The organism is Thermovibrio guaymasensis (genome assembly GCF_003633715.1).
Taxonomy (GTDB): Bacteria; Aquificota; Aquificia; order Desulfurobacteriales; family Desulfurobacteriaceae; genus Thermovibrio; species Thermovibrio guaymasensis.
The window spans coordinates 15,480-27,599 of sequence record NZ_RBIE01000006.1; the positions used below are offsets into that span (position 1 = coordinate 15,480).

Genomic DNA, 12,120 nt, shown 5'->3' on the forward strand with positions numbered 1-12,120 from the left:
ATTTGATAACGTTATCTTAACTTAAAAAAAATGCTACCGCTAGGGTAGCACTTTCTTGTTATTGATTAGGGCGTATTGGTTGCCAATTGGTTAGCAATCAAGAATGGGCGATAAATGATAGCTCCTAATGTAGATTGAGAACGTTTTTGATACCAAGAAGATGTGCGAACATCAACGGCGTGAACACGTAGTTTCTCAACAAAAGCAAGATCAAGTGTGTCTTGACCCATAAAGCTGTTTACAACTAATTGGATCTTTTCACCCGCATCAGTTGAATACTGAGGAACGCCAATAACTTCTAAGTTAGGGAAGTTCTCTTTAATAGTCTTCCAGGCATTCAATCTAAATTGGTTGACCGCGTGTAATTTAGCTTTCATCACTGGCGACATGATTAATGTCATCTTCGCATTCTGGTCAGCAAACACACCATTAGACTGTTCAACTAATTGAGTGTATAAGCGCAACACTTCGTTATAAAGCTGTTCAGAAGTTAAGTTATACCAGTTAACACCAACAGAGTCAGGAAGCAAGCTAGGGTCGTTTAACAAACCGTAGTTCTTAAGACCAGCTACGCCATAAATGTAAATGTAGTTCTGAGTTTGATTAAGGGTTAATGTAGCCGCCTTAATCTTTTGCTCTGCTAATGGAATACGTGCTTGTGCAGCACGTTCTTGCTCAAGTTCACCAATAGTAATGTTTGTTTGATAACGGTAAGGCTGGCGGTATTCCCAGTTTACGTTATTTTCAGACATACCATTGTCGTTATAATCGCCGTAGCTAGACGTTTGACCGTAAAGCTCAGAGATAGCCACAGTGATTTGCATATCAGCACTTGAACCCATTTGACGCTCGCCAAATGTTTCGCCCAATACCATAGGCGCGGTTAAGGTTTCAATGAAGCCCGGAACAATGAACGTACTTAAAAAAGCCGGTACACCACTGTTTGCAATAGTTTGTGCTACACCGCCATTAATATCATCCATCGCTAACACTGTAGAGTTTGGATTCAAGTTCATGTTGTAGCGTTGGTTTAATACATGAATGTCGTATGAATTCATTATCTACCCCTTAAAATGCTGAAATCTTGATGATTGAATTTGCTTGACCCGGAGTAGTAACAGAGAACGGAGTTTCTGTATAACCCTCAACAGTAGCACCAGCCGCTCCAGTCTGGATGGTTCCATCTGTGTCAGACGCAAAAATCTTTTGACCAACGGTAGCAGCAGTCTTTGTCACCGCATAGAAGTCACCACGATCATGAAGCGTAACTTCGAGACCAGAAGGAATTAAATTTGATGATTGACCTTGCCATTGAGTAATAACCGCAATATTTGAGTTACGGCTAACAAAGCCCAATGAATGATTGGTTGTATCGGCTGGTTTTGCGTTGGTTGTCTTACCATCAACCAAAGATCCCCAAGCAAATGCCGCGATTGCTAATCCAGCATCACCAGCAACAAACTGAAATGCACCAGCAATTACAGAATGATAAGGACCAATAGAAGCAAATGCACCCGGAATACCAATCGGGTTATATAAGTTTACGCTAGTTTGAAAACCCATTATTTAAGCCCTCGTAATGCTTTAAGTGTAGTTTCAGAGAGTTTACCAGCTTTAGGCGCTGAATCCATCGCAACGGCTGGAGTTTTATGCGTCTTAACAAGAGCAGCCAAACCAGCAGTATTAATACCAGTAGTATCCACACCTTTTTGTTTAAGCGCATAGGCATAAACTTCATGGTCAGAGTTAAAGCCATCAAGAGCAATAACACCAACTAAAGGCTCCACTTCACGACCAGCCTTAAAGATGTTCATAATAGAGCCGCGAACTTCTGCCGCATCCATCGCTTGTTTCTTATCTTCGTCACGGTCTTTTTCTTCACGCTTTTCGCGTGCTTTAAGACGCATAGCTTCAGATTCATTATCTTTGTCGGCTTGAGTTTGTTTATCCTCATCCTTCGCTTTTTTGTCATCATCTTCAGAATCTTCAACGATTTCTACATCGTCCTCATCTTCTGCTTTTTTGTCCTCTTCGTCCTCGGCTTTCTTGTCATCTTCATCAAGAGCAAGCGAACCATGAACCGCCAGAATAACTTTCTTCAAATCTTCGGCAGAGTCCATGCCTAACTGCTCACGCAATTTGGCAAGGCTGCCCTTTTTTAAAACAACATTTTTAGCCATTAATTGACCCTCTATTGAATCTGCGATAATCGCGTCACTTCCAATCCTACCACGTTCAACGATAGCAACGTGATTACCATGAATATTTGTCATAATACCATCATAAGGCACACCATTAAAAGTACCCGACTTCATGACAGCATCATAAGCATAACCAGCGCTTAATTCTCCTAATGCCTTACTTTCGATATAGTCAATCCCTTCTTGGTCAAATACGCGCAATGATGACCAGACACGGCCATCTTCATCCATTGTTATATCTGTACCAATAGAGCCAATAGTTGACTCTTTTTCTGGTTGAGATGCGTCAACAGGGATATGGCGTTTAAGAAGCTGCAATCCTTTGAATGTGTCTAATGACTTACGCAACTCTTCAGGATCACGCAGTAGCATGTATTCTTTGTTTGGGTCTAAGCCTAATTCCTTCCAGCGCGGGATAGAATCGCCACGATAAGGATTTACTGCGGCTTTCGTGATAATGGTTTTATCAACAATTAGATGGCCATTGCGGTCATAGCTACGTGCCGACTTATCCATTGCATGTTCTGGCTCTTGCTTTTCTTCCTCAAGCCATTGATCAAACAATTCTTCCAACTTATCAAAGTCGGTATCATTCGCCATGCCCGCCTCACGATAGGCAATAGCAATCGCTTGATCTTTCGGTTTTCCTGAATCAATTAGCTCACGAATGTTTTTATGAATAACATCCTGTGAACTACCTTTAATTAGAGGCATGATTAACATCCTCCACTTTAATTTTCAGTCTTTTTATTAAATATTCTGCTACTTTATCGTCTGACCAAAACTTCAAAAAAACCATGAATTTACAGAAATTCAAAACAAATTCGGTTCGCCATGTTTTTTCATAGCTAAGTTTTACCTCTATGTCTGCGATATTCATATCACTCACCTATATCAGTTTTTCTTATTATGCAATAAAAAAGCCACTGGTTAAAGTGACTTTATTCTAAAGAAGTCGCGCGGCTTGCAAACACAACCCTGCCATCGTTTACCATCCCAAAAATCATAAGCATAAATATATCCGCAATAGTAAGCACTATCCTTTGGTGTATTATCTCGTAAGTTTTTTATGTAAATTCTTCCTGCTTTATGTGTCGCCCCATCAGGCGCATTCCTCTTAATCTCGTCAATGTTCATTCTCAACCCTCATCTTGTCGCAATGTATGCATAAATAAGCTTTGTAGATCCAGCAATATTGATATTCATGGTTGCATTCAGTCATTACTGTTTCCCTGTGGACAAGATCTAGCTTTACCATAAACCATAACCATACTGGTTTTCTGCTCTGCACATTTCTCAAGTCTAAGTTTAGTGAAATACTGATCCCACTTAAAAGCTGCAATCACCAAAATTATGAGTATTGGAATTAAATATTTCATCCTTCCCCCTTGAGCGCTTGCTCTGCATTATAGAAGCTCTCCCATGCATCCTCATAATCTGGCGGGAAATTTACATCATCGAGATGCCCTAGTGCCGCATCCACCCGCTTTTGCAGCTCATCTTCACGCCCACGAAGTTTTTGATTAAGTTGCTCTTTAATATCCAAAGCTTCATTTAGTAAGTTGATATTATTTTGCAGCTCCTCCACTTTCGCTTGCTGTTCTTGAAACATGCTCCATGCTGCGTTAAGTGCAACTACATCATTGTGATAAGCTGGATTAATTGAGTAATAGATCTCAGTTTTTTCATCAAACTCAATTTTCCATGATTTGCACAAATCATAGGTTTTGGTCTGCTCAAACTGTTCTAATAGTGCTTTCTTATCCATCTCAAACATCCTTTGATTTACACAGCGGGCTGATGCGGTTTTCTATGGGGAAGTCGTCGCCCATATCGTTGTCAATGCGGTGGCTTGCTGCTATTACCTTCAATTCCTCTATTGAAACTACCTTTCCATACTTACCTTTATATTTCTCAATTCCACGGTGGCTCCATGAAATATGCTTGCAATCACTTGGAAGAAATAACACCTTCACATTCGGGATGTACTTAAACTCAAGTCCGTTGTAGTAGCCCATTGATTCAGCTAAGGCCATTACGCTATTGAAGTCTGATTCGTTGTTAACAGCGACTTTAAACTCACTCATGGCTGGCTCCTTGAACTGAAAAAGCATTGAAAAAGTCTTTGTAAGGTCTTGCGTAAATATTCCCGTCAGCCAAACTTTGATAGACAACCATCTTTGGGAATTTCTCGTTATCACACTTGTTTGCAGTAGCGATAAGACAATAGAGATTCCCTGTTTTATTGTGCTTATAGATCATCCCCGCCTCCGTATATTGATTCGTGGTCGCGGATGGCTTGTTCAAATAAATCGAATTTAATGGCTTCTTTAGGTTTGCGCTGATTTCGCCCCAAAAGCTGTATTAATTTTTGATTTTCAGGATGTTGTATGAAATGAGTTGCTTTTTCATTTCTCAGTCTTTTTTGAAATGTGATTTTATTTGCGATAGCCAAACCACCGCAATTGTTAACCAACTCCACGCTATCAACTAGACGCTTGAGGTCTTCAACTAAGAACGATGCATACCTAGGAGCTAGTACATAATCGTTTAACTCCTCTGACCAATACTTGAATAGTTCAGGCATGTACGCTTTGCTATGACCCTCAACCACCTCTCTCGCCTTCTCCACCCCAAACTCACGAATAAACTGTTCTGGTTTCATTTCACATCCTCTATAAGACCAAGCTCTTTTGCTCTATTGATAATTCTGGAAACTTTCTTATCAACGTAACTAGGATTAAACATGTAATCTGTATGTGGTATTTTTTCTTTACTGCAAACCACCTTATCCAATAAATTTCTAGTATTTCCTTTTGATTTTGAGACCACTTCTGCTTTAATCATTTCGGCATTACTCCTACGATGCAATAGGTTGATTTTACATTTCCTCTACTTGAATAGTATCTTGAATTAACTTCACACTGCTTAATGTTAGCCTGAGGTATGGATACTGCTGCACCAACACCATGATTGTAATTAGAGTGAAACACCAAAACCAAATAAACTACGTTAATCATTTTAATCACCAATCCAATGACCGAAATTTAACATTGATATAGCAATAATAATAAAAATTACCGAAAATACTAAAAATACTGGAAACCCAATAATCATCAATCTTGAGTTTAGATAATCACTTGGCTTATATCTAAATAACCAAATGACAAAAACAACACTAAAAATTATGATTAAAATAGGTATTGCATACTCCAAAAAGCAAATCATTTCAAACCCCTTTTATTTCATCATGAACATTAATTTTGAATCCACTTTCTTCAATATGATCGGAACACAATTTCAAGAATAGCTTTGGATCTAGTCTCCTCTTAGAGAACCACATTGGAGCAAAAAATTGTGTTTTACACCACAACCCATCTCCAATACCTTTATTTGCTTCAGACGCATAACACCAGCCATTTAAAACACTATCTCCAACAACTTCTTTTAGTGACTCAAGCATTGCATCTTCAAGATAAATCGGCTTTTCTTGAATATGATTTTTCTTGATGTTAAAGATAATTAAATCCTTACATCTATCAAAAAGATCAATTGTGTTTGTCTTAGTCATCTTTTTAGCTAACTCGTGATTCTCTTTAATTTCGATTAACTCTTTTGCAAAATCTCTCATTCCAAACCCCTTCTACTGAATAACTAAATCATACCACTCTCAAATATAATTCTCAATAGTAAATATAAAATAGTTTAGATAAAATAAAACCACCGGAAGGTGGCTCTATTGGCTTAACTAACACACTTTGCATTTTGCCTTATGCGCGAAAACCTTTTGTGTTTAAGGGCTAGCGATTGCACTTTCATTGATTCGCTTCGCAAGACGTAATATCCCTTTCGGGGTTGTGCTTTCGTCTGAATTTAAACTTAGGTGAAGTGAACAGGGAATAGTCCTACTATTACCATGTCTCGCCCTACTCTGTTAGAGACTTTAAATGCTCCTTCGGGGTCGTAGCTATTCACTTCTCTAAATTTGCTAGTCTTTCCTAGCAGTCAAACTTAACTTTCTATCTTCGCCAGTTGGCCTATGCGTACTCATTAAGTTGTTTATTGATCGGCAACGTGCGAATAGTTGCGGCTCTTGCCATAAACTCCGAAAAGCAAAGTTAATTGCTATTCATCTATGCTTACTGTGTCGCCCACAGATTCGACCAATAATCAAATAATACCAAACCAAACTAAAAATACAAATCAGTTGTTTTGATATGGGTTATTGGTTTTACTCATCAATATCAATACCAGTTAAATTAAAGAACCTGATTTGAACCTTGCTTATATTCTTAATAAGAACCTCTTTTTCGCTGTCTGGTTCTGATTTTACAAGTTTATCAAAATCATTATATTTCAATATATCACCAAACATATTGACCAGTTCATCATTCCCTAGCTCAATCACGGATATTGAGATAAGTTTACTATCAAGATAAATATTTAATCCTAGCTTCATAATTTAATGTCCAATTGTGGAACTTAAACTATACCATAGAATCAGGAATTTCGATAATAAGCTTGGCTCTACATCGGCAATTGATCTTTTCTGCTGGCTGAATCAACTCTCCCCCAATAAAACAACCTTTGGCAATTTCATACCGTGTACCATTGGCCTTAACATGGTCATGGCGATAAGTTTTACCTGCCGATGAGTGCAACCAGATAGCTTCTTTGACTCCTAGCTCTTCAGCGCGAGCCTTCTCAAAAGCCTGATTCAACTTAGCAGTCTGATCCTTAGCAATATTCTTCGCTCTGCGATCTGTTACACCGTCAATCTCTTTGAGTTGCTTGATTAGCGATTCAACATCATAGCCATTCTTAACACTACGCCAAACAGCAGAACGAACTTTATCAAGATACTCATTGCCAATAGACTTGATCAAAGCAACGTTTTCACCTAGAGCAATTTGCGCTTGATCTTCCACATATTGCGTATTGCGAAAATTAACAGTGAATCCACGCTTACGGAGAATTCCTAACAATCGTTTGTCGTAGTTGGTTTTAGCTTTGCTTACCAACTCTTGCGCCACTTGAGTTGATAGCTTATCTAAACGATCTTGCCATCGACTAACCAATCCATCAATAACATGTCCCATCCAATCTAAAATGCCATCCATAGCAATTTCAGACCGCATCGGCTTAACTACGTCCTGAATTAAATCAGAACGCATTTCATCCATCATGCCTTGCATTTGCTCCCTGTACCATTTGGTCAGGGATGCATTAGGCGCTATTGATTCAAGGGTTATTTCCATTTACACCCAGCCGAATTTTGATTCAGGTGGAGCTATTTTTATTTCATGCTCAAGCATGTAATCACAACCAACCAAATACCAATCCCCGTCAATGCTGTTAATCAGGGCGATCAATTTCCTGCCCATCCCATCACTTATTAAAACCTTATCACCAATTTCAAATCTGTTCATTTTCATTCTCTCCGTAAGGGTCACGCTCAGGCGCATTACCCTCTAATTGATACCCACTATCTTCATCATCATTCAAAGCTTGACGTGCTTCTTCATTATCAATCACGCCTTCTTGAATGTAAATCTGAGCCGTTTGTGCTTTCTTCAAGTTTACATCTGCTTGCTCATTGTCGTCCAATTGATAAAGCGGATTAAAGACAAATTTAATACTCTCATCAATATTTCCGAATAAGCTTAGCTGCATACAGTCAAGAATAACTTTGATCTGTGGCAAAATATACGCTTCTTGTTGCGCTGATACGCAATCGTAAAATACCCGTATTTCACCATCAGAAGTATTGCCAAGTCCAGCCGTTGGAGTTCCGAATATCTTTAATACTGGAATCTTAGAAGGGTAGGCAAGCATCTGTGTAAATTTGTCTAGCAATGTATCAAGGCTAGTTAAAGGGGTGTTGATTTGGAAAAACTCTTCTGTGGATTTGTCCAGCATAACAATTCCATCGTTCTTCCGCATCAAAGCCATTGACTTGGCGCGCTCAATCAATTGATTGACACCGCCTTCAGAAGACTGCAAAAGCCCAGTCATATCTGTACTCAAGCCAGTCAAGCTAAACATTGTGATAACTTGAGCAACAGAATCTACAATAGATTGATGGCGCTGAACGTATGGCAACATCAATTGTGACATTGACATACCATAAAAATTATAAGCTGGTCGCAACATTGTCCCAATTGGACGCATAACCAAAGTTAATAAGCGGCTCTGATGGACATTTTTACCCATTATCCACCATTGCTTAGGAACAAAGAAATCGCTTTCTAAAGGGTTGCTTGCATTGTACACACTAGGCGTAGACCAAACAGGCTCAATAACTGTAAACCCTTTTAATGAACCTTTCTTGATGCCTTTCTCGTTAATCAATAAAGGTAAGTCAGTTTTATCCTCTTGACCTTCAATCTGAATGTATAACTGCGAACCGCCATAATAATAATCATTTTCGATGTGCTTGCGGATAAGGTTGCGGATATCCAACCTATTAAACTCTTCCATAAGAATATCGACACGCTTCTGATCATCGCCCTTCACCTCACCCCATTCGCGTGTCATCTCTTGAGCAAATGTTTCTGTAACTAAGCGATATTCAGTAGATTGCGCCAATTGAGTAAGTCTTTGATAGCCCAAAAACTCACTATAAAACTGTGGCTCTAATCCAACATATTGCGAAGCCGTACAAAATCCATCCATTGCAATAATGTCATGCCCTTCTGGAACAACTCCAGCAGGTAAGGCGGGAGCAGCATAAAAGTTTGGCGGATGTTCTGCCGCATTCTTAATTGCACTGGTTAGCTTACTCCACTTAGGAATAGGCTTACTTACAACTTCTTTCTTTTTGAAAAAATCAAACATTTCTAATTCCTAAACTAGAATAAGCATCTTGCAATGCTGAAGAGTTTAAATTCATTGAGCGCTTAACAGGAGCATAAGCCATAATAAACGCATCTGCTAAGTTTGGCGACTTAACATCACGCTTAGCTAAATCTTGTTTCGATTCTACCATAACACGCCCCAATCTATCTTCATCACGATGAGGAATGGATAGCTCAACTTTAAGCCTGTGTAAGTTTGGCATATCAGAACTAATAGATATTAAATCTTCTGGCTTATGCTTTGGAATTTCGGTTCCGTTTTTAATCGCTTGAATCACTTGATAGGTTAGACGGAATTTATCAGCAACAAGCCACCATGCCTGAGCCTTCGCATTAGCAAAGAAGTCTTTGTTTGTAATCTTTGGCTGGTAAAACTTATCAGGCTCATGAACACCACCGCCAGCAACAAACTTACTGTGCTGAACATTGGTTTTCTTCTCCCTGTTTAACTCATTAACTTTTGCACCAACACCAGCACCCACACCAGTCGAATCGTAATGAATCAACGCATTCAATCTAATCGCTTCGTTATAGGTTCTAGTTGCAGATTTGAGCAATTCATCTTCACGCGCCTTCCATTCATCAGACCAATAAGCAACGATGCCCTTGCGATGAACAAGAGCGCACTTGTCTTTACCAGCATCAGCAACGTCAAACCCTAGATACGATCTACCAGTATCATCAAGATTAAGCAGCTTATGAGCATCTAAAGCAGCTTCAACCCATGAAGCTTTGATGATAGACATATCATCATCAGCGCGCGGCATGCCATCATAGATATGTGCAAATCCATCAGGATCACGCCGTTTTTTATCCGCAATTACATCAAGCGCCGTTTGGCTTAAGAATGGGTTCTCATTGTAGTTAATGTGGCGTATCAGCGTATTAGCTGGGGGATCTACAACAAAGTTTTGCCAAACAAAGTCAGACACTAAGTTTGGGTTAAAGATAATCCAACACTCTGAACCTTCTTTACGAATAGTCGGCTCTAATACTTCCCATTGCGCTTCGGTCAAAGCATGTGATTCTTCAGACCAAAGAATATCAATAGATTCGATAGACTTGATTTCCGTAATGTGTCGCCACAATCCATAAAACAGAAATTCAGATCCAGTGACCTTACTGATAATCTTGTTGTCTAAAATCCTAAAATTATCCTGAAGACCAAATCGCTCAATCTGAATCTTAAGCAACGAATATACAGATTCTTCAATCTTGTTTTGCAATTGACGGACGCACAAAAACCTTAGCTTATAACGATTAGCCAAGAAAATAGCCATGCCAGCCGCATCCCAACTTTTCGAGCTTGCGCGGCCACCAAATAAGATTTTGTTACGCGCCTTAGTTGTCCAAAACGATCTTAATACAGGATTAAGACTCGGCTTTGGTTTCGGCTTGGATGTCTGCATAGAAATCATCTAAACTATTATTAACAGTAACATTTGAAACAACTTCTTGCTTTTCAGCTAGTCCTTCAATACGAGAAATAATATTAGCGCTCATATCTCCACTCGTTGCACCATCCACATTATGAGCCGTCATAATCGCGCATATACGCTTGAACATAGCCGAATATTCTTCTCTTTGTCCATAATCCTTAAGCGTACTCAATCCAATGCCCATATGAGCAGCCAAGCCGTATTGCGTCATAGGTCGAGCATGAGGAACCTTCTCGTAGCTAATCGACCCTTGAAAAGACGCAGTAATCGTCTTCATAACAGGATTATTTTTTACCCACTCAATATATTCAAAAGCCAATTCTTCAAAATCCTCAGGGCTTTCAATAGCTCTAGGCTTACCAACACTAGCCATAATATAAACCTCTCTTTAGCCTCCCAAAATAATACCACAAAAAGAAAAACCGCGTTAAAGCGGTTTTATTCTATGAACATAAAGACCGTCTGGATCGTTATACCACCAACCAAAAAGCCATTTAACACCAGAGAACTTATCTATTTTTCTCCATCCTTCACGGCTATCCAAGACAAGAATGTCCAGCCATTTTGCTTTGAAAAATATCACGCCCCTATTTCCCAGTTCAAGATAATGCGTAGCACCCTCTGGCTTATTCTTCCTAATTTCTTCAATATCCATAATGCAATCCTAAATTAAGTGGCTTAATAAACCTATTATGTGACCAACCAGTTATCCTCCACACACCATTACAGTATTTTAAATTCATACCATATGGCGGTCTCATGTAATACTCAACTTCACGACCAGCTTTTATAATTCTGTAGTGCGTTGCACCTTTCGGAGCATTAGCTCTAATTTCTTCAATGGTCATTCTTCAAACTCCCCCAAATAAGTCACAGATAAAAGATAAGTTTCTTCATCCATAGTATGTTGGATTGCTACACGTTTTATATCTGTTAAAACCTCTTCAGTATATGGAAATTCATGAATCGGCTTAGCAATGATCATTGATGATATTTTTTGCTTACATACCGTTCCGACTAAATATTTGTGCTTAATGGTCATTTATCAAATCCTCAATCCAAGAAGCCGACATAAACAAACATAAAATGTGAATCACACCTGAAATCAATCCATCAACATAATTGTGATTCACCACAATATTGTACAAAGCAATACCAAACCAGACTAAGCACCAAACCCAATACACACCAACAAATAGCATAAATCTAACCTTAATCTTGTATATTGATTCTGGATATAAAATATAATCCGTTTTATCTAAATTGAATTTCATTATTACACCTCACGATTGGTTTAATTTCAGAATTAAACACCCAATTATTATAGCCGTGAAGGCTAACCATTATTTCACCCATTCGGCTAATAAAAACTATCCTAACCTTCGTTTGTCGATAATAAACCCGATCACCAATTTTATATTTCATCGACTCACCCTCTTCAAAATACCACTCAACCCCGTTCGACTAATCCCAAGCATTTTGGCTGCCTCAGTTTGGCTGCCTCTAGTCTTAATCAAAGCCCTTTCCAAAATAGCTTTTTCAAAACGTTTTCTAATCTTGTAAAAGCTTTCACCTTTGGCTATAGCTTCGTCAATGTCTTGCTCTATGGTTATTTCTGTCATT

19 protein-coding genes are annotated in these 12,120 nt (G+C 38.9%); all 19 read right to left on the reverse strand.

Going from position 1 to position 12,120, the window contains the following annotated elements; translation table 11 throughout:
* Positions 1-65: 65 nt before the first annotated feature.
* Positions 66-1,058 (reverse strand): major capsid family protein, encoded by a 993-nt coding sequence (locus C7457_RS08260; protein ID WP_121171917.1) that lies wholly within the window; start codon positions 1,056-1,058, stop codon positions 66-68.
* Positions 1,059-1,068: 10 nt separating this feature from the next.
* Positions 1,069-1,563, reverse strand: coding sequence for a structural cement protein Gp24 (locus C7457_RS08265; protein ID WP_211321835.1), 495 nt, complete (start codon positions 1,561-1,563; stop codon positions 1,069-1,071).
* Positions 1,563-2,915: a DUF2213 domain-containing protein gene (locus tag C7457_RS08270; protein ID WP_121171920.1), complete on the reverse strand. Its 1,353-nt coding sequence runs from the start codon at positions 2,913-2,915 to the stop codon at positions 1,563-1,565. The genes C7457_RS08265 and C7457_RS08270 overlap by 1 nt, the downstream gene beginning before the upstream one ends.
* A 661-nt stretch (positions 2,916-3,576) precedes the next feature.
* Positions 3,577-3,969 (reverse strand): hypothetical protein, encoded by a 393-nt coding sequence (locus C7457_RS08285; protein WP_121171928.1) that lies wholly within the window; start codon positions 3,967-3,969, stop codon positions 3,577-3,579.
* Position 3,970: 1 nt separating this feature from the next.
* Complete coding sequence (locus tag C7457_RS08290; protein ID WP_032032940.1) at positions 3,971-4,288, reverse strand: hypothetical protein; 318 nt, start codon at positions 4,286-4,288, stop codon at positions 3,971-3,973.
* Positions 4,281-4,463 carry a DUF1653 domain-containing protein gene (locus tag C7457_RS09045; RefSeq protein ID WP_057095432.1) on the reverse strand — a complete coding sequence of 61 codons (183 nt, stop codon included), beginning with the start codon at positions 4,461-4,463 and terminating at the stop codon, positions 4,281-4,283. The genes C7457_RS08290 and C7457_RS09045 overlap by 8 nt, the downstream gene beginning before the upstream one ends.
* On the reverse strand, positions 4,453-4,866 hold the full coding sequence (locus C7457_RS08300; protein ID WP_121171930.1) for a hypothetical protein: 414 nt from the start codon (positions 4,864-4,866) through the stop codon (positions 4,453-4,455). Before C7457_RS08300 ends, C7457_RS09045 begins: the two co-directional genes overlap by 11 nt.
* Positions 4,863-5,048 (reverse strand): hypothetical protein, encoded by a 186-nt coding sequence (locus C7457_RS08305; protein WP_121171932.1) that lies wholly within the window; start codon positions 5,046-5,048, stop codon positions 4,863-4,865. The genes C7457_RS08300 and C7457_RS08305 overlap by 4 nt, the downstream gene beginning before the upstream one ends.
* A gap of 382 nt (positions 5,049-5,430) precedes the next feature.
* The gene (locus tag C7457_RS08315) at positions 5,431-5,832 is read right to left on the reverse strand and encodes a hypothetical protein (protein WP_121171936.1); all 402 of its coding nucleotides are present in this window, start codon (positions 5,830-5,832) and stop codon (positions 5,431-5,433) included.
* A gap of 600 nt (positions 5,833-6,432) precedes the next feature.
* Positions 6,433-6,660, reverse strand: coding sequence for a hypothetical protein (locus tag C7457_RS08320; RefSeq protein ID WP_121171938.1), 228 nt, complete (start codon positions 6,658-6,660; stop codon positions 6,433-6,435).
* A gap of 28 nt (positions 6,661-6,688) precedes the next feature.
* Complete coding sequence (locus tag C7457_RS08325) at positions 6,689-7,459, reverse strand: phage head morphogenesis protein (RefSeq protein WP_211321836.1); 771 nt, start codon at positions 7,457-7,459, stop codon at positions 6,689-6,691.
* Positions 7,460-7,630, reverse strand: coding sequence for a hypothetical protein (locus tag C7457_RS08795; protein ID WP_170137400.1), 171 nt, complete (start codon positions 7,628-7,630; stop codon positions 7,460-7,462).
* The gene (locus C7457_RS08330; protein ID WP_121171940.1) at positions 7,617-9,038 is read right to left on the reverse strand and encodes a DUF1073 domain-containing protein; all 1,422 of its coding nucleotides are present in this window, start codon (positions 9,036-9,038) and stop codon (positions 7,617-7,619) included. Before C7457_RS08330 ends, C7457_RS08795 begins: the two co-directional genes overlap by 14 nt.
* Complete coding sequence (locus C7457_RS08335; protein WP_211321837.1) at positions 9,031-10,467, reverse strand: PBSX family phage terminase large subunit; 1,437 nt, start codon at positions 10,465-10,467, stop codon at positions 9,031-9,033. Before C7457_RS08335 ends, C7457_RS08330 begins: the two co-directional genes overlap by 8 nt.
* The gene (locus tag C7457_RS08340; protein WP_121171944.1) at positions 10,430-10,870 is read right to left on the reverse strand and encodes a terminase small subunit; all 441 of its coding nucleotides are present in this window, start codon (positions 10,868-10,870) and stop codon (positions 10,430-10,432) included. The genes C7457_RS08335 and C7457_RS08340 overlap by 38 nt, the downstream gene beginning before the upstream one ends.
* A gap of 54 nt (positions 10,871-10,924) precedes the next feature.
* Positions 10,925-11,152 carry a hypothetical protein gene (locus tag C7457_RS08345; RefSeq protein WP_121171946.1) on the reverse strand — a complete coding sequence of 76 codons (228 nt, stop codon included), beginning with the start codon at positions 11,150-11,152 and terminating at the stop codon, positions 10,925-10,927.
* Positions 11,142-11,345 (reverse strand): hypothetical protein, encoded by a 204-nt coding sequence (locus tag C7457_RS08350; protein ID WP_121171948.1) that lies wholly within the window; start codon positions 11,343-11,345, stop codon positions 11,142-11,144. The genes C7457_RS08345 and C7457_RS08350 overlap by 11 nt, the downstream gene beginning before the upstream one ends.
* Positions 11,342-11,539, reverse strand: a complete 198-nt coding sequence (locus tag C7457_RS08355) for a hypothetical protein (RefSeq protein ID WP_121171950.1) — start codon at positions 11,537-11,539, stop codon at positions 11,342-11,344. Before C7457_RS08355 ends, C7457_RS08350 begins: the two co-directional genes overlap by 4 nt.
* Positions 11,540-11,918: 379 nt before the next feature.
* Complete coding sequence (locus C7457_RS08365) at positions 11,919-12,119, reverse strand: helix-turn-helix domain-containing protein (RefSeq protein WP_121171954.1); 201 nt, start codon at positions 12,117-12,119, stop codon at positions 11,919-11,921.
* Between the last annotated feature and the right edge of the window lies 1 nt (position 12,120).